We start from the raw sequence: 17,832 nt of genomic DNA, 5'->3' as shown, positions 1-17,832 counted from the left end.
ACTCGAATCAGGTACCTCCATCACAAGCAATTCAATGGTTTGCCCAAGGGGGACCCTGTAAAGACGTGCCATGCTGACAAGAGTTCCCCTGCATGCGGCGATTGGCGTCGCGACAACCGTGCTTGTGTCGTTGCTGACGACGGTAGCCCATGCTGACGATGCGTCACCGTGGCAGCGCGACGGACATTCCGCGGTGCGGCTGCTCGCGGGATCACGCAGTGGCACGGTGCTGCTCGGCGGTATCGTCGTCCAGCTCCAGCCCGGCTGGAAGACCTATTGGCGGATGCCGGGCGACTCAGGCGTTCCGCCGCGGTTCGACTTCTCAAAGTCGGACAATGTCGAAGCCGTGACCGTGATGTGGCCGGCGCCGCTGAAATTCGACGACGGCGCAGGCGGTCATTCGATCGGCTATCACGACCAGATCGTGCTGCCCCTGCGCATCGTCGCCAAGGCCGCCGACAAGCCGGTGACGTTGCGGGCCGAGATCAACTACGCCGTCTGCGAAAAGCTCTGCATTCCCGTCGAGGCCAATCTCGAGCTCGGCTTCAACAATGTTGCCTCGACCGAAGACGCCAATCTGCGCACAGCGCTCGACGCCGTGCCGAAGCCCGCCACGATCGGCGACCCCAATCCGCTGACCATCCGCGACGTCAAGCGCGACGGGCCGAAGAACGTGGTGGTGGATGTCGTCGCGCCCCAAGACAGCAAGGTCAACCTGTTCGTGGAGGGACCAACGCCCGAGTGGTCGCTGCCGATCCCTGATCCGGTCGAGCACAGCCCGCCCGGCGTGAAGCGATTTTCCTTCGAGCTCGACGGATTGCCTCCGGGCGTCAAGCCTGATGGTGCTGCTTTGAAGTTCACGCTGGTGGGGCCGGACAAATCGTACGAGTTCAATACGAATTTGGAGTGAGCCAAAGCTGTCGCGCCACTCTCAGCTGTCGTCCCGGATCTGCGCTGACGCTTGTCCGGGACGACACCGAGGGTGGCGCAACGGCGTGCCCACCCAACCGAATCTTAACGAATGGTTGCTAATCCCAAAAGCTACCGCATCAAGCCTGCCGCAGCATGCGGGACGCCCTGGGGATTTCGACTTGGCCGTGATGGATGCAGAACCCGCAACGACCGGACCGGCCGGGCTGATCGCGCGGCTGCGCGCGAAGTTGACGGGCGGATCGAGCGAGGCGTCGCTGACGCGGCGGCTGGCCGGCACCATCTTCATCATCCGCGTCATCAGCGCGGGCCTTGCCTATGTCTCGCAGGTGCTGCTCGCGCGCTGGATGGGCACGTCCGACTACGGCATCTATGTCTATGTCTGGACCTGGGTGCTGCTGCTCGGCAGCATGATGGACTTCGGCATCTCCGCGTCCGCGCAGAAGATCATTCCGGAATATCGCGCCAGCGGTGACCATGCTCTGCTGCGCGGCTTTCTCTCCGGCAGCCGCTGGCTGACCTTTGCCGTTTCCACGCTGGTGTCGCTGGCGCTTGCCGGCATCGTCAGATTGCTGTCGCCCTGGATCGATCCGGCCGAGGAGCTGCCGCTCTATATCGGCTGCATGACGCTGCCTGCCTTCGTGGTCGCCAACACCCAGGACGGCATCGCACGCTCGCATGACTGGATGCAGCTCGGACTGATGCCGCAATTCATCATCCGTCAGGCGCTGATCATCGGCATCACGGCATGCGCCTTCCTGCTCGGCTATCATCTCGGCGCGATCGCCGCGATGGCCGCAAGCGCGGGCGCAGTGTGGATCGCGATGACCGGGCAGATGGTGGTACTGAACCGCAGGCTCGCCGATCACATCACCCCCGGGCCAAAGGCCTATGACGTCAGCGGCTGGCTTGCCGTCTCGCTGCCGATCCTGCTGGTCGAGAGTTTTTACCTGCTCCTGTCCTACACCGACGTGCTGGTGCTGCAGCAATTCCGCCCCTCCGACGAGGTCGGCATCTATTTTGCCGTGGTGAAGACGCTGGCCCTGGTGTCGTTCATTCACTACGCGATGTCGGCGACGACGGCACATCGCTTCGCCGAATACAACGCCAGCGGCGACAAGGCGCGGCTGTCGGCCTATGTCGCGCATGCCATCGCCTGGACGTTCTGGCCGTCGCTGGCCGCGACCGCCGTGCTGCTCGCGCTCGGCAAGCCGCTGCTCTGGCTGTTCGGACCGCAATTCGTGGTCGGCTACGACATCATGTTCGTCGCCGCTGTTGGCCTCGTGGTGCGCGCCGCGATCGGACCGGTCGAGCGGCTGCTCAACATGCTCGGCGAGCAGAGGATCTGCGCGCTCGCCTATGCGCTCGCCTTCGTGATGAATGTCGTGCTTTGCATCGCCCTGGTGCCGCGGTTCGGCGGCCACGGCGCCGCGGCCGCGACCTCGATCTCGCTCACCTTCGAGACCGTGCTGCTGTTCTGGATCGTGCGGCAACGGCTGGGACTGCACGTGCTGGCGTTTGGTAAATAGGTACTACGCACCCATCTTTGTTCGCCCGCTCGAGGAACGACTGTTTCCCAACGGGCCCGATAACAGAGAAAAATACCTACCCAGCTCGACATCAAAGCAGAAAGTTTCTTATTCTGCCCAACAGGTTGCGTGCTGGGGGAAATTTATTCTACGTCATATTGCTCATCTGACGAGATAAACCTAGATTCCTCCTGATATGATCGATCCGCTTTACGTCGCCTCGGGATTTGGCGTCGGCCTGCTTGTCGGGTTGACCGGTGTGGGCGGCGGCTCGTTGATGACGCCGCTGCTGATCCTGCTGTTCGGAATCCACCCGACCACCGCCGTCGGCACCGACCTGCTTTATGCCGCCGCCACCAAGACCGGCGGCAGCGTGGTGCATGGCTGGTCGCGCAGCGTGCACTGGCCCGCAGTGCTGCGGCTTGCCAGCGGCAGTATTCCGGCCAGTGCGCTGACGCTGCTGGCGCTGTGGAAGCTCGATCTCAGAGGTGAGACCGAGCGCAATCTGGTCAATCTGGTGCTGTGCTTTGCGCTGATCCTGACCGCGACATCGCTGATCTTCCGCAAATCGATCATGGACCTGTATCGCCGGCGCATGGAGCAGGTCGACGAGCGCACCATCGCGATTGCGACCGTGATCACGGGCGTCGTGCTCGGCGTGCTGGTCTCGATTTCATCGGTCGGCGCCGGCGCAGTCGGCGTGACCGTGCTGCTGCTGCTCTACCCGCGCCTGCCGATGGCAACCATCATCGGCTCCGACATCGCGCACGCGGTGCCGCTGACGCTGGTGGCCGGCGTCGGACACTGGATGCTTGGTTCGGTCGACTGGGGTCTGATGGGCGTGCTGCTGCTCGGCTCGCTGCCCGGCATCATCATCGGCAGCTACGGTGCGACGCGCGTGCCGGAGACGGTGCTGCGCGTGGCGCTCGCCAGCGTCCTCGTCGTGGTCGCCAGCAAGATCATGTTCACGGAGCTGAACGTGCAATCCGCGATCGTGACGGCGCTGGCCTGGAGCCATTAGGCGGAAGCGGTGCTCCATGCGGGCTATCGTAGGGTGGATTGGCCGAAGGCGTAATCCACCACTTCTGTCTCTTTGGAAATAGAAGAGGTGGGTTACGGCTTGCAAACTGCGCTTCGCGCAGTCGCAGGCCTAACCCACCCTACGACATCCTGCCCTTACTCCGCGGTCCAACCGCCGTCGATCGACAGATTGGTGCCGGTGATCTGCGCGGCATCGTCGCTGCACAGGAACAACGCCAGCGCTGCCACCTGCTCTGAGGTCACGAACTCCTTGGTCGGCTGCGCGTCGAGCAGCACGTCGTTGATGACCTGCTCGCGCGTGAGGTTGCGGGCCTTCATCGTATCCGGGATCTGCTTCTCCACCAGCGGCGTCCAGACATAGCCGGGGCTAATGCAGTTGCAGGTGATCTTGTTGGTCGCGACTTCCAGCGCCACGGTCTTGGTCAGGCCGGCGATGCCGTGCTTGGCCGAGACGTAAGCCGACTTGAAGGGCGAGGCGACCAGCGAGTGCGCCGACGCGGTGTTGATGATGCGGCCCCAGCCCTTCTTCTTCATGCCCGGGACGGCCGCGCGAATGGCATGGAAGGCCGAGGACAGGTTGATCGCGATGATCTGGTCCCACTTCTCCGGCGGGAATTCCTCGATCGGCGAGACGAACTGGATGCCGGCATTGTTGACGAGGATGTCGACCGAGCCGAACGACTTCTCGCCGAGCGCGATCATCCCGGCGATCTCGGCCGGCTTGGTCATGTCGGCGGGCGAATAGACCGCCTTCACGCCGAAATCGGACTCGATCTTGGAGCGCTCCTTCTCGATGTCCTCCGGCGAACCGAAGCCGTTGATGACGACATTGGCGCCGGCGGCGGCAAAGCCGCGCGCATAGGCGAGCCCGATGCCGCTGGTCGAACCGGTCACAACGGCGTTCTTGCCTGAGAGAGTACCCATCTTATTCGCTCCTTTTTGGCGGGGGCGCGGTGACGTCCCCGGTGAGATCGTAAGTCACCATGGTCTCGCCGGACTGCGGCTTCTCGAGCCAGTCCTTGTGGCGCATCGACAGATGCACGTCGCGAACGCCGCTTTCCCAATGCTCGACCATGGCGACATGCGAGAAGTCGTAGTCCTTGGACGAGGATTCGTAGTTCTTGCTGCGATAGATCAGGTGCACCACGGTGACGGTGCTTTCGCGCGAGGCTTTTGCGAGGAATTCGACGGACGGGTCGTTCTTCAGATAGTCCGGCAATTTGGCAATCAGCTCGCGCGCCGCCCGGCGGGCATTGTGCAATTGCTTGTTCTTGTCGGTGTTCATTCGCGTGCGGCTGGAGAAGCGGATGTCCTTCTCGCGCTCGGTGGCCTCGAGCAGCGAGGTCGGCAGATCGCCGCGCGCGCTGAACAGATCGACCTGGAAGATCAGCATGTCGCGTTCGACCTCGGCATCGAGCACGAAGTCGAGCGGCGTGTTGGAGGCGATGCCGCCGTCCCAGTAATGCTCGCCCTCGATGACGACCGACGGAAAGCCCGGCGGCAGCGCACCTGATGCCATGATGTGCTCGGGGCCGATTTTCTTGCCGAACTTCTTGAACTCGTAATTGTCGAAATATTTGAAGTTACCGGAGGCGACGCCGACCGCGCCGACCGAAAGGCGGGTCTTGAGGTCGTTGATGCGGTCGAAGTCGACGAGCCGCTCCAGCGTCTTCTTCAGCGGCGCGGTGTCGTAATAGCTCTCGGCCTGCTTGCTGCCCGGCGGCCACAGCGGCGCGGGCGGCATGCGCGGGACGAAGAAGCCGGGCACGCCGAAGGTCGCGATCAGCGCGGCGCTGGTGGAATTGAACAGTTCGCGGCTGTGGTCGCTCTTGCCGATCGGCTTCCATGGCACCGGCGCGGACACCATCTCCCAGAATTCTTTCAGCCGCTTGACGCGGGTGTGGCCCTCATTGCCGGCGATGATGGCGGCATTGACCGCGCCGATGGAGATGCCCGCAACCCATTCCGGCTCGAAGTCAAAATGGCACAGCGCCTGATAGGCGCCAGCCTGATACGAGCCAAGCGCACCACCGCCCTGGAGAACCAGGACACGCTGCGCCTTCGCGGGAACGGTTGCGACTTCCGGGCTATGATCTGTCATTCGGGGACATTAGCAAATAATCGCAAAAGGCGAGCCACCGTGGCGATAGTCTGTCGCGGCGTCAATGCACCCGGGATCAAGTCTGGCTTATCGGGGATCGGTCGACGCCAGGATCATGGTCCAGAACACCTTGTACTTGGTGCCAGGAGCATAGCTGGCCGCTATGCCTAATTTTGTGACACCGCTCTTGAGCATGTTGGCGCGGTGCGGGGGCGAGTCGCGCCAACCGGAAAACGCTTCCGCCAGCGTATGATAGCCGGCCGAGATGTTCTCGACCGCCACGGTCGCGGGATAGCCGCCGGCATTGAGCCGCTTGCCCAGGGGCGCGCGAACGTCATGGTCCATCTTGTTGGCGGCGGCCATGGCGCCAGACTGGGATTCGGCCAGCCGCATCAGTTCGGGGTCGATCTCAACGACGCCGAGACCGTTGTTCTGGCGGTATTGCGAGATCATGATCGCAGCGGCTGGCGCATCGAGCTTGGCGCCCGGGACCGACATGTCGGCATACATCGACGGCTGCTGGACCGGCGCTTCGTTGCCGGCACAACCGGCGAGAAGCAAAATAAGAAGGATCGCGGCCGCAGCGCGCATGTTCAGGGGCCCCCAAATGAGGGGCCGTTGTTGCATACCAACCGTGGCTGAAAGGTGAATTTTGAGGAAGATTTGAGCGGTTTACCCGCCCGCAAAGATGCGGTAGCGGCGGGGCTCGAGGCCGACTGTGTCGCCGGCCCGCAGTTCCCGGCTGCGCGGGGCATCGATCTCGATGGTCTCGCCGCCGGATAAGGCGACCTCGGCCCGCTGCACCGGGCCGAAATTGCGGACATGCTGGACCGCGCCTTCGAAGGCACCGCTGCCGGGTGGGCCGACCAGCATGTCATGTCGCCGCACGAACAGTTTTGACGCGCCAGGCTTCAGGCCCTCAGCCGCGAGATTGAGCGGTCGATCGCCAAGCCTGACGACGCCGCCCTCGACATGGACCGGAAGCTCGATGGACTCGCCGATGAAGCCGTGGACGAAGGCTGTCGCCGGAGTCTCATAGACGTCATTGGGCGAGCCGATCTGCTCGATCTTGCCCTTGTCCATCACGACGACGCGGTTGGCGACTTCCAGCGCCTCCTCCTGATCATGGGTGACGAAGATCGAGGTCACATGGATCTCATTGTGGAGCGAGCGCAGCCATTTGCGCAGCTCCTTGCGCACCTTCGCATCGAGCGCACCGAAGGGCTCGTCGAGCAGGAGGATGCGCGGTTCGATGGCGAGCGCACGGGCGAGCGCAATGCGCTGGCGCTGGCCACCGGAGAGCTGGTTCGGATAGCGGTCGGCGAGCCAGTCGAGCTGCACGAGATCGAGCAGTTCCTTCACGCGTCTGCGGATCGTCGCCTCGTCCTTGCGCACCGCGCGCGGCTGCACGCGCAGGCCAAAGGCGACGTTTTCGAACACGCTCATGTGGCGGAACAGCGCGTAGTGCTGGAACACGAAGCCGACGTGACGCTCGCGCGCGCCCTGCGCCAGCGCGTCCTCGCCATTGAAAGCAACTTCGCCTGAATCAGGCCAGTCGAGGCCGGCGATGATGCGCAGCAGCGTGGTCTTCCCGGAGCCCGAGGGCCCGAGCAGGGCGAGCAGCTCGCCATCGTCGACCTTGAGGTCGACGCCATCAAGCGCTTTAAAGCTGCCGAATTTCTTGACGAGATTTTTGACTTCAATGGTCATTGACGTCGTGTCCTTCGTCGAGATGACGTTCGAGGATGGTCTTGGCGATCAGCGTGATCAGTGCCAGCATCGCCAGCAGCGAGGCAATCGCAAACGCGGCGACGAACTGGTACTCGTTGTAGAGAATCTCGACCAAGAGCGGCATGGTGTTGGTTTCGCCGCGAATGTGGCCGGAGACGACGGAGACCGCGCCGAATTCGCCCATCGCCCGCGCATTGCACAGCAGGACGCCGTAGAGCACGCCCCACTTGATGTTGGGCAGCGTGACCCGGAAGAAGGTCTGCAGACCGGAGGCGCCGAGCGAAATCGCGGCCTCTTCCTCTTGCGTCCCCTGCTCCTGCATCAGCGGAATCAGCGCACGCGCCACGAAGGGGAAGGTCACGAAGGTGGTGGCGAGCGCGATGCCGGGCACCGCGAACAGGATCTGGATGTCGTGATCCCCGAGCCAGCCGCCGAAATAACCCTGCGCGCCGAACAGCAGCACGAAGACCAGGCCCGAGATCACCGGGCTGACCGAAAACGGCAGATCGATCAGCGTGATCAGGAAGGTCTTGCCGGGAAATTCGAACTTTGCGATCGCCCAGGCGGCGACGAGACCGAAGACGAGATTGACGCTGACCGAGATCGCCGCAACAACCAGCGTCAGCTTGATCGCCGCAAGCGCCTCCGGCTCGGCCAGCGCATCGAAATAGGCCAGAATGCCCCTGGAGAAGGCCTGCGCGAACACCACCACCAGCGGCAGTACCACAAAGACGGAGAGGAACGCGATCGCCAGCGTGATGATGGCGATGCGCACCGCCCTGGGCTCGGTGCGGAGATTGTTGCGCGCGGCGGCCGCATGGGCGCGTGACTTCGCGTCGGGTGAGGACAGCGAAACGTCGTCGGCGATCTGCATGGTCATCGCATTCCGCCCTAATGCACCGGAATCCGGTCCTGCGCCCAGCGCTGCAACCTGTTCACCGCGAAGATGATGACGAAGGAGACGACGAGCATGACGACCGCAATCGCGGTTGCGTCGGCATAGCGGAATTCGGAGAGACGGATCACGATCAAGAGCGGCGCGATCTCCGAGACGTTCGGCAGGTTGCCCGCGATGAATATGATCGAGCCGTATTCGCCGACCGCGCGGGCGAAGGCGAGCGCAAGCCCCGTGAGCAGCGCGGGTGCGAGCGACGGCAGGATCACGCGGATGATGGTCTGCCAGCGGCTGGCGCCAAGGCTACCCGCGGCCTCCTCGATCTCGGGATCGAGATCCTGCAGCACCGGCTGGACCGTGCGCACCACGAAGGGAATGCCGATGAAGATCATGGCGACGAAGATGCCGAGCGGCGTGAACGCCACCTTGATGCCGAGCGCGGCAAGCGGGGCGCCCAGCCAGCCCTTCTCGGCAAACAGCGAACTCAGCGCGACGCCGGCGACGGCCGTTGGCAACGCGAACGGCACATCGACGATGGCATCGAAAATTCGCCGGCCGGGGAAACGATAACGCACCAGCGCCCAGACGATGATGCTGCCCATCACGAGATTGACGCAGGCGGCTGCGAAGGCAAGGCCGAACGACACCCGCAAGGCATTCAAGGTTCGCCGGCTGGAGAGGATGGCCCAGAACTGCTCGGGGCTCAGCTCGAGCGACTTCAGGAACAGCCCGGCGAGCGGAATCAGGATGATGACGGACAGCCAGGTCAGCGTCAGTCCCATCGTGAGACCGAAGCCCGGCAAAGTCCGGCGTCGTAAAGCGATTGCGCTCACCAGGCCCCCTGTTAAATCCCCTTCGACGGCGCCCGATCAGTTCTTGTAGATCTGATCGAAGACGCCGCCATCGGCGAAATGCTCCTTTTGCGCCTTGGTCCAACCACCAAAAACGTCGTCGATGGTGAATAGTTCGACCTTGGCGAAGGAATTTTCGTACTTCTTGGCGATCTCGGCATCGCGCGGCCGGTAGAAATTGCGCGCGGCGATCTCCTGCCCTTCCTTTGTATACCAGAACTGGAGATAGGCCTCGGCAACGCTGCGGGTGCCCTTCTTGTCGACGACCTTGTCGACCACTGCGACCGGCGGCTCCGCCAGGATGGATTGGCGCGGTGCGACGATCTCGAACTTCTCCGGGCCGAACTCCTTCAAGGCGAGGTAGGCTTCGTTCTCCCACGCGAGCAGCACGTCGCCGACGCCACGCTCGACGAAAGTCACGGTCGAACCACGTGCGCCGGTGTCGAGCACCGGCACCTGCTGGTAGAGCTTGGCGATAAAATCCTTGGCCTTGTCGGCCGAGCCGAGCTTCTTCTCGGCGTAGCCCCAGGCCGCGAGATAATTCCAGCGCGCGCCACCCGACGTCTTCGGATTCGGCGTGATGACGGCGACGCCCGGCTTGATCAAATCGTCCCAGTCCTTGATGCCCTTCGGATTGCCCTTGCGCACCAGAAACACGATGGTCGACGTATAGGGCGAGGAATTCTGCGGGAGCCGCTTCTGCCAGTCGGCAGCGGTCAATCCCTTGGCCGCAATCGCGTCGATGTCGTAAGCGAGCGCAAGCGTCACCACATCCGCCGGCAGGCCATCGATGACGCTACGCGAGGACGCGCCCGAACCGTTGTGCGACTGCTTGATCTCGACGCTCTTGCCGGTTTCCTTCTGATAGGCGGTCGCGAACGCCTTGTTGAAGTCGACATAAAGCTCGCGCGTCGGATCGTACGACACGTTCAAAAGATTGATGTCAGCGGCGAGAGCCGAGCCTGCCCAGACGCCTGCCGCAAGCAGGCCAGCCGCGAGCGGAACGATACGGCGCATCATGTCCATCTCCATTTACCTCGACGACTTCAGCGTCATCGATGGCGTGCGGGCATAACTCGGGGCGAAACGCGTTCAAGTCAACGGAACCGGATTTTCTTGTTGGCAGCGTTGCAGCGCGACTGTGCTACGAAATCTTCATCGTGTGGATGCCGCATTCTGTCTTGGCCCGGCCACGCCAGCGACCTGCGCGCTCATCCTCGCCCTCGGCCGTTCTGCTCGTGCAAGGCATACACCCAACCGAACGAAAACCCGACGCCGCAAGCGGGTGACGCGGCAATTTGGCGCGGACGAAGATCGCTTCGAGCTCCTCACGCGAGACATTGGCAAACGGGTTGAACTTCAACCGCACGCCATCATCCTCGACCACGGGAATGTCAGCGCGCGTATTGCCCTGAAAACGCTTGCGGCCGTTGAGCCAGGCCGAAAACGGTTTGAGCGCACGCGCCAGCGGCTCGACCTTGCGAATGCGGCAGCAGGCGTCCGGATCGGAGAACCAGAGCTCGCGCTCGGGATCCTCGCGCGTCAGCGTTTCCTCGGCCGGCTTGATCGAACGAACGTCCTTCAAGCCCAGCGTCGCGATCAGCGTATCGCGATAGGCCAGCGTCTCCTCGAACAGCCAGCCGGTGTCGAGGAAGATCACCGGGATTGCCGGATCGACATCCGCCATCACCTTGAGCAGCGTCGCCGACTCTGTGCCGAAGGACGACACCAGCGCGAGCTTTTCACGCCCGACCGCCTTCAGCGCCGCGGCGATGACTTCTGCGGGAGAGGCATCGCGCAGCGCACGATCGAGCTCTTCAGCCGAAGGCAGCGGCGAAATGGACGAAACCTGGGGCGCGATGGCGTTCATGTGCCGACCCCCTCGGAGTGACGCAGCTGCATGCGCCGATGCAGCGCCGTGATACGGCCATCGCCGGTCGGCTGATAGAACACCGAATAGCGCTTCGCGGTCTGCATGAAGGCCTCCGCATCGGCCTGCTTTTTGACCTCGAAGGAATCGAAGCCGGCGCGCAGCATGAACACGAACTGGTCGCGCAGGACCTGCCCGGTGGCCCGCAGATCGCCGCGATAATTGTAGCGCTCGCGCAGCAGCCGCGCCTGGCTGTAGGCGCGCCCGTCGCGGAAGGTCGGGAACACCAGCGCAACAGTGGCGATCTTGCCGAGATAAGGCACGAGCTCGTCGATGTCGCGGTTGTTCGGCCAGATCACGCCGACTTTACCGGCGCGCTTGAGCAATGCATCCGCTTCGGCAATGAAGCGCTCGGCCGGCACCAGGATGTCGCCGCTCTCGGGCAGCGGCGTGTCGACGGCGAGCTTGACGAAGCCGTCGTCGATGATTTTTCCGCCGTTAACGAGTGGCATAGACGCGCTCCTTGAAGGGTTCGACGCCGAGGCGCTTCACGGTATCGACGAACAGCTCCTCCGGCCGCTCGCGCAGCGCCAGATAGGCTTCCACGATGTCCTCGATGACGTCGGCAACCTCGTCGAACTTGACACCGGGGCCGATCAGATTGCCCAGCGCGGCGTTCTCGTCGGCCCGGCCGCCGATGGTGATCTGGTAGACCTCCTCGCCGTTCTTCTCGACGCCGAGAATGCCGATATGGCCGACATGGTGGTGACCGCAGGCGTTGATGCAGCCGGAGATGTTGATGTGCAGCCGGCCGATCAGATTGGCGAGTTCGTGATTGGCAAACCGCCGCGTCAGCTCCTGCGCGATCGGGATCGAGCGCGCATTCGCCAGCGAGCAATAGTCGAGCCCGGGGCAGGCGATGATGTCGGTGATCAGATTGATGTTCGGCGTGGCGAGCCCAAGCTTGTCGAGCGCCTTCCACAGCGCCGACAGGTCGCGCTTGGCGACGTGCGGCAGCGCGAGGTTCTGCTCGTGGCCGACGCGGATCTCGCCAAAAGAATATTTGTCGGCGAGATCGGCCAGCGCATCCATTTGCTCGGCCGTGGCGTCGCCCGGAGGCGCGCCGATCGGCTTCAGCGAAATCGTGACGATGGAATAGCCGGGGTTCTTGTGCGCGGCGACCGAGTTCTTGCGCCAGGCCTCGAACTCAGGATCGGCCGCGGCTTGCCGCAGCTCGTCCGGCATGTGCGGGAGCTTCTCGTAAGCGGGGTAGATGAAGCGCGAGCGGATGTCCTCGATCACCTCGTCGTCGATCTGGAGCGAGGAATAGCGGATATGCTGCCACTCCTCCTCGACCTCGCGCGAGAACTTCTCGATGCCGAGCTCGTGCACCAGGATCTTGATGCGCGCCTTGTAGATGTTGTCGCGGCGGCCGTATTGGTTGTAGACGCGCAGGATCGCCTCGATATAGCTGAGGAGATCGCGGCCATGGACGAAGTGCTTGATGGTCTTGCCGATGAACGGCGTGCGGCCCAGACCGCCGCCGACCAGGACCTCGAAGCCGGTCTCGCCCTTCTCGTTCTTGATCAGCTTCAGGCCGATGTCGTGCACCTTGATCGCGGCACGGTCGTGGTCCGACGCGGTGATCGCGATCTTGAACTTGCGCGGCAGGAACGAGAATTCCGGATGCAGCGTCGTGTGCTGGCGGATCAGCTCCGACCAGATGCGGGGATCTTCGATCTCGCCCGGCGCAACGCCGGCCCACTGGTCGGAGGTGACGTTGCGCATGTTGTTGCCGGAGGTCTGCATCGCATGGATACCGACCTCGGCGAGGTCAGCCAGCGCATCCGGCAGGTCCGACAGCTTGATCCAGTTGAACTGGATGTTCTGCCGCGTGGTGAAGTGGCCGTAGCCACGGTCGTATTTGCGCGCGACATGGGCCAACGCCCGCAACTGGTTCGACGCCAGCGTTCCGTAGGGAATCGCGACGCGGAACATGTAGGCGTGCAGCTGCAGATAAACGCCGTTCTGCAAGCGCAGCATCTTGAATTCGTCTTCGGTGAGCTCGCCCGAGAGACGGCGCTGCACCTGGTCACGGAATTCGGAGACGCGCTCATTGACCAGCGTACGGTCGATTTCGTCGTAAGCGTACATGATTGAAGTGCCTTACTACTCGACCTGCGATCAGACCGGCAGGTCGATGGTCACGCCGTCACGGCGGATCTGCTCACGCAGATTGCCCGGCAGGATCTTGCCGGCGTCGTCGACCTGCACTGGCGCGATATAGGGACCGATTGCGCCGAGGTCATCGGCCACGGCCTCGGCGAGCAACGCTTTCGCCTCATCGGAGTCTCGCACGATCGCAGCATCGGTCAGTTCCACGGACCAGCCTTTGGCGGCGGTGCGATAAACGACGACGCCGTCCCAGGTCCGGTTGGCGGTCACGACGGAGGGCCCCGCGATTTTCAGTTTCTGTTGCAGTGGTGATGTCATTCGGCAGCATCCAGGAGGTCAGAGATGATTTGCTTGGGTGTTTGACGATGAAGCGCCCCGGCATGCCGGACCACGTCACCGATGATGAGAATGGCAGGACCGCCATTTGTCTTGCGCACCAGCTCGGGCAAGTCGCGCAGCGTACCGATCGCGCCCCGAGCATCCGGCCGCGTCACGCGGGCGAACACGCCGACCGGAGTCTCCGGGGAACGACCGGCGGCGAACAAACCGGCGCGCACGGCAGGCGCGGCTGTCATGCCCATGTAGACAACAACGGTCATCTTCGTATCGGTCAGCGTCGACCAGTCGACGGTCTCGGCATCGCGCGCCTTGTGCGCGGTGAGGAAGGTGATGCGGGTTGCTTCATGGCGATAGGTGAGCGGCACCTCGAAATCGGCGGCTCCGCCGAGCCCGGCGGTGATGCCGGGGACGATCGAATAGGCCACGCCGGCGGCGCGCAGCGCTTCGACCTCTTCGCCGCCGCGACCGAACACGAAGGGATCGCCGCCCTTCAGCCGCACCACGCGCTGCCCGGACTGCGCGGCCTCGATCATGCGCTTGTTGATGGCATCCTGGCCGATGCCGGGCTTGCCGACGCGGCGACCGACCGGAACACGCGTGGTGTCGCGGCGGATACGGTCGAGAATCTCTGGAGAAACCAACTCGTCGTGGAAGACGATATCGGCGTCCTGCAACGCGCGCAGCGCCTTGATGGTGAGAAGATCAGGGTCGCCGGGGCCGGCGCCGACCAGCGCAACGGAGCCTTCCGGCTTGTCGGCGCGCGCGAAATCGGACGGATTGGAAATCGCGTTGAGGGCGGCATCCGCCTCGCCCTTGCGGCCGGCCAGCACGGACGCACCGATCGGACCGTCGATGACGCGCTCCCAGAAGCGGCGGCGCAGCGGAAACTCTGCGATGCGCTCGTTGATGGATTTGCGGAAACCGCCGATGAACTCCGCCAGCTCGCCGATGCGGGCCGGCAGCAGCGCCTCGATCTTCTCGCGCACGCGCCGCGCCACCACCGGCGAAGTGCCGCCGGTGCCGACCGCGACCACGACATCGCCGCGATCAACGATGGCCGGGAAGATGAAGGAGGAATGCTCGAGATCGTCCATGACGTTGACGGGCAGGCCGAGCGCCTTGGCACGGACCGACATCGCCACGCCGACGTCGCCCGCGCCCGCGCAGACGATTGCGATGACGCCGGCAAGATCGGCCTGAAGCGGATCGCCCGTCGCGATCTCGACACCCGGCGCGTCCTCGGAACTCAGGCCCAGCTCATGATTGCCGTCGATCGCATGCACGCGAATGCGCGCGCCGGCGGAGGCGAGCACACGCAATTTGGCGCGCAAAAGCTCACCCGTGCCGATGAGGACCACCGGGCCGGCCTTGAGATCGAGGAACACCGGCAAGAACCGCATGCGATACTCGCTTCCCCCACATCCGGGGTTGACTGGAATTATTTTCTATATATGTGTCATTTCGAGCGCGCAAAGAGAAAATTTTTTCTTCTCTTCTGCGCCGCAACTATAGAAAATTCGCCTCCAAACGCAAAGTGGCAGAGATGCATCTTCTCAAGGACAATTCCGGTGCAGACGGGCCGGACTCCCGCGCCCCCGTTTCCGAGCAAATTCCAGTTGAGCTGACCGCACCCAGCATGGACCATCTCGACCAGCTCGAAGCGCAGAGCATCTACATTTTCCGCGAGGCGTTTGCGCGTCTGAAGAAGATCGCCCTGTTGTGGTCGCTCGGCAAGGACTCCAACGTCATGATCTGGCTGGCGCGCAAGGCGTTCTTCGGCCGGCTGCCGTTCCCTGCGCTCCATGTCGACACCGGCAAGAAGTTTCCGGAGATGTACCGCTTCCGCGATCATTACGGAAAGGAATGGGAGCTCGACCTGCGTGTCGAGCCCTGCCCGCCTATCGATGCCGTCGACCCAACGCTGCCGCCGGCCGCCCGTTCCGCCGCGCGCAAGACCGAAGGTCTGAAGATGGCGCTCGCCAAATACGGCTTTGACGGCCTGATCGCCGGCATTCGCCGCGACGAGGAAGCCACCCGCGCCAAGGAGCGGGTGTTCTCGCCACGCGGCCTGGAAGGCAATTGGGACGTGCGCGACCAGCCGCCGGAGTTCTGGGATCATTTCAACGCGTCGCCGCCGCAGGGCGCGCATTTGCGCATCCACCCGATCCTGCATTGGACCGAGGCCGATATCTGGGCCTACACCAAGCGCGAGAACATCCCGATCATCCCGCTCTATCTCGCCAAGGACGGCAAGCGCTATCGCTCGCTGGGCGATCAGGACATCACCAATCCGGTCGCTTCGACGGCAACGAATATCGACGAGATCCTGGCCGAGCTCGAGCAGACCAAGGTGCCGGAGCGCGCCGGCCGTGCGCTCGATCACGAGACCGAGGACGCTTTCGAGCGACTGCGCGTCGCCGGCTATCTCTGATTCTAAGGACGCATCGCGGTCATGAACATGCTCGTCACGTCTCCCTCGCCCACCACGCCGAACGGCACCACCCGCCCCCAGGTCCGCATCGTCATCGTCGGCCATGTCGACCACGGCAAGTCGACGCTTGTCGGTCGCCTCTTGCACGAAACCGGCAGCCTGCCTGACGGCAAGCTCGAGATGCTGAAGGCCGTCAGCGCACGGCGCGGCATGCCGTTCGAATGGTCGTTCCTGCTGGATGCGCTCCAGACCGAGCGCGACCAGGGCATCACCATCGACACCACGCAGATCCGCTTCCGAACCAATTCGCGCGACATCGTGCTGATCGACGCGCCCGGCCACGCCGAATTCCTGCGCAACATGATCACCGGCGCCTCGCAGGCCGACGGCGCAGTGCTGATCATCGACGCGCTGGAGGGCGTGCGCGACCAGACCCGGCGGCACGGCTATCTGCTGCATCTGCTCGGCGTGAAGCAGGTCGCGGTCGTCGTCAACAAGATGGACCGCGTCGATTTCTCCGCGGATCGCTTCAAGGACATCAGCGACGAGATCTCCGCCCATCTCAACGGCCTCGGCGTGACGCCGACTGCGATCATCCCGATCTCCGCGCGCGACGGCGACGGCGTTGCCGAACGCACCGACCGCATCGGCTGGTACAAGGGTCCGACCGTGGTCGAGGCGCTTGACCGGCTCGAACCGGCGCGGCCGCTGGAGGCGCTGGCGCTGCGCCTGCCGGTGCAGGCGATCTACAAGTTCGACGATCGCCGCATCGTTGCCGGCCGCATCGAATCCGGCAGCCTCATTGCCGGCGACGAGATCGTGATCATGCCGGCCGGCAAGATCGCCAGGATCAAGACGGTCGAGAGCTGGCCGGTGACGCCGGTCGCAACGCGCCAGGGCGCCGGCCGCTCGGTCGGCATCACGCTCGACCGCGAATTGTTCATCGAGCGCGGCGACATCATCGCGCATGCAAGCGCCGCTCCGCGTGAGACGCGGCGGCTGCGCGCGCGCATCTTCTGGCTGCACGACAAGCCGCTCGCCAAGGGCGACCAGATCCTGGTCCGCTCCGGACCGAAGGAGAGCCGCGCCACCGTGGTGGCGATCGAGAAGGCGGTCGACCCCGGCGAGCTCGAGAGCCGCGAGAACAAGGCGATCGGCCGCAACCATGTCGGCGAGATCGATATCTCCCTGTCGAGCCCGATTGCCGCCGATCCCTACACCGAGAATCCGCGCACGGGCCGCCTCGTGATCGAGGTCTCCGGACGCATCACCGGCGGCGGCCTCGTGCTGTCGGTCGATGCCGGCCAGCGCGCGGTGCCGGTCGATATCGTGCCGGTGGAATCGGCGCTGCGCCCCGACGAGCGTTCGGCGCGCTATCAGCACAATGGCGCCGTGGTCTGGCTCACGGGCCTGCCGGCCTCCGGCAAATCGACGCTGGCGAAGGCGCTGGAGCGGCGCCTGTTCACCAATGGCGGCTCGCCGATCCTGCTCGACGGCGACACGCTGCGTGCTGGCCTCAACAGCGATCTCGGCTTCTCCGCCGCCGATCGCAGCGAAAACATCCGCCGGCTTGCCGAGGTCGCGACGCATCTCGCCCGCAACGGCCACATCGCGATCGTCGCCGCCGTCTCTCCGGCGCGCGAGGACCGCGCCACCGCCCGCCGCATCGCCGACACGACGTTCCGCGAAATCCACGTCGCGACGCCGGCCGAAGTCTGCGAGGAGCGCGACCCCAAGGGCCATTACAAAAAGGCCCGCGCCGGCGCGCTTGCCTCCTTTACAGGCATCGGCAACGACTACGAAGCCCCGCAAGCAGCCGAGCTCGTGATCGATACATCGACGCGCACGGTTGCGGACGCGGCGGATGAGATCGAGCAGATGCTGAAGGCGACCGGCGTACTGTTCGACGAAGTCGTGGACCTCGCCGCGAATATTTGAG

Annotated in this window: 17 protein-coding genes; 5 read left to right on the top strand and 12 right to left on the bottom strand. The window is 63.9% G+C overall.

What is annotated here, in order from left to right; all coding sequences use genetic code 11:
- The first annotated feature begins 70 nt into the window (after window positions 1-70).
- The 3 genes from M2427_RS00390 (at window position 71) to M2427_RS00380 (ending at window position 3,480) form a co-directional block, all read left to right on the top strand.
- Window positions 71-910, top strand: coding sequence for a protein-disulfide reductase DsbD domain-containing protein (locus M2427_RS00390; RefSeq protein WP_280704062.1), 840 nt, complete (start codon window positions 71-73; stop codon window positions 908-910).
- Window positions 911-1,100: 190 nt separating this feature from the next.
- Complete coding sequence (locus M2427_RS00385) at window positions 1,101-2,459, top strand: oligosaccharide flippase family protein (RefSeq protein ID WP_280704682.1); 1,359 nt, start codon at window positions 1,101-1,103, stop codon at window positions 2,457-2,459.
- Window positions 2,460-2,655: 196 nt separating this feature from the next.
- Window positions 2,656-3,480, top strand: a complete 825-nt coding sequence (locus tag M2427_RS00380; protein WP_280704060.1) for a sulfite exporter TauE/SafE family protein — start codon at window positions 2,656-2,658, stop codon at window positions 3,478-3,480.
- Between the two features lie 155 nt (window positions 3,481-3,635).
- Here the strand turns inward: M2427_RS00380 and M2427_RS00375 are convergent, their stop codons facing one another.
- From M2427_RS00375 to cysG, 12 genes are all read right to left on the bottom strand, one after another.
- The gene (locus M2427_RS00375) at window positions 3,636-4,424 is read right to left on the bottom strand and encodes a 3-hydroxybutyrate dehydrogenase (RefSeq protein ID WP_280704059.1); all 789 of its coding nucleotides are present in this window, start codon (window positions 4,422-4,424) and stop codon (window positions 3,636-3,638) included.
- A gap of 1 nt (window position 4,425) precedes the next feature.
- A complete protein-coding gene (locus M2427_RS00370; protein ID WP_280704058.1) occupies window positions 4,426-5,601 on the bottom strand; it encodes a patatin-like phospholipase family protein in 1,176 nt (391 codons plus the stop codon).
- 87 nt (window positions 5,602-5,688) lie between these two features.
- On the bottom strand, window positions 5,689-6,192 hold the full coding sequence (locus M2427_RS00365) for a CAP domain-containing protein (protein ID WP_280704057.1): 504 nt from the start codon (window positions 6,190-6,192) through the stop codon (window positions 5,689-5,691).
- An 81-nt stretch (window positions 6,193-6,273) separates the two neighbouring features.
- Window positions 6,274-7,311: a sulfate ABC transporter ATP-binding protein gene (locus M2427_RS00360; protein WP_280704056.1), complete on the bottom strand. Its 1,038-nt coding sequence runs from the start codon at window positions 7,309-7,311 to the stop codon at window positions 6,274-6,276.
- The gene (gene cysW, locus M2427_RS00355; RefSeq protein ID WP_280704055.1) at window positions 7,301-8,212 is read right to left on the bottom strand and encodes a sulfate ABC transporter permease subunit CysW; all 912 of its coding nucleotides are present in this window, start codon (window positions 8,210-8,212) and stop codon (window positions 7,301-7,303) included. Before cysW ends, M2427_RS00360 begins: the two co-directional genes overlap by 11 nt.
- Window positions 8,213-8,223: 11 nt before the next feature.
- Window positions 8,224-9,060 (bottom strand): sulfate ABC transporter permease subunit CysT, encoded by an 837-nt coding sequence (gene cysT / locus M2427_RS00350; RefSeq protein WP_280704054.1) that lies wholly within the window; start codon window positions 9,058-9,060, stop codon window positions 8,224-8,226.
- A 36-nt stretch (window positions 9,061-9,096) separates the two neighbouring features.
- On the bottom strand, window positions 9,097-10,110 hold the full coding sequence (locus M2427_RS00345; RefSeq protein WP_280704053.1) for a sulfate ABC transporter substrate-binding protein: 1,014 nt from the start codon (window positions 10,108-10,110) through the stop codon (window positions 9,097-9,099).
- Window positions 10,111-10,222: 112 nt separating this feature from the next.
- Complete coding sequence (locus M2427_RS00340; RefSeq protein WP_280704052.1) at window positions 10,223-10,948, bottom strand: phosphoadenylyl-sulfate reductase; 726 nt, start codon at window positions 10,946-10,948, stop codon at window positions 10,223-10,225.
- Entirely contained in the window at window positions 10,945-11,460 is a 516-nt protein-coding gene (locus tag M2427_RS00335) for a DUF934 domain-containing protein (RefSeq protein ID WP_280704051.1), read from the bottom strand. The genes M2427_RS00340 and M2427_RS00335 overlap by 4 nt, the downstream gene beginning before the upstream one ends.
- Entirely contained in the window at window positions 11,447-13,102 is a 1,656-nt protein-coding gene (locus M2427_RS00330; protein ID WP_280704050.1) for a nitrite/sulfite reductase, read from the bottom strand. Before M2427_RS00330 ends, M2427_RS00335 begins: the two co-directional genes overlap by 14 nt.
- A gap of 30 nt (window positions 13,103-13,132) precedes the next feature.
- Window positions 13,133-13,441 (bottom strand): DUF2849 domain-containing protein, encoded by a 309-nt coding sequence (locus tag M2427_RS00325; RefSeq protein ID WP_280704049.1) that lies wholly within the window; start codon window positions 13,439-13,441, stop codon window positions 13,133-13,135.
- The gene (cysG, locus tag M2427_RS00320; protein ID WP_280704047.1) at window positions 13,438-14,862 is read right to left on the bottom strand and encodes a siroheme synthase CysG; all 1,425 of its coding nucleotides are present in this window, start codon (window positions 14,860-14,862) and stop codon (window positions 13,438-13,440) included. The genes M2427_RS00325 and cysG overlap by 4 nt, the downstream gene beginning before the upstream one ends.
- Window positions 14,863-15,098: 236 nt before the next feature.
- On the opposite strand from cysG, the gene cysD reads away from it, so the two are divergent.
- Window positions 15,099-15,893, top strand: a complete 795-nt coding sequence (gene cysD, locus M2427_RS00315) for a sulfate adenylyltransferase subunit CysD (protein ID WP_254135527.1) — start codon at window positions 15,099-15,101, stop codon at window positions 15,891-15,893.
- Between the two features lie 21 nt (window positions 15,894-15,914).
- Window positions 15,915-17,831 (top strand): adenylyl-sulfate kinase, encoded by a 1,917-nt coding sequence (gene cysC / locus M2427_RS00310; RefSeq protein WP_280704046.1) that lies wholly within the window; start codon window positions 15,915-15,917, stop codon window positions 17,829-17,831.
- The last annotated feature ends 1 nt before the right edge of the window (window position 17,832 follow it).

This window comes from Bradyrhizobium sp. BR13661, assembly GCF_029892425.1.
Taxonomy (GTDB): Bacteria; Pseudomonadota; Alphaproteobacteria; order Rhizobiales; family Xanthobacteraceae; genus Bradyrhizobium.
The sequence above is the reverse complement of the archived record's forward strand: the minus strand, read 5'-3'. Positions and strand labels throughout refer to the sequence as shown.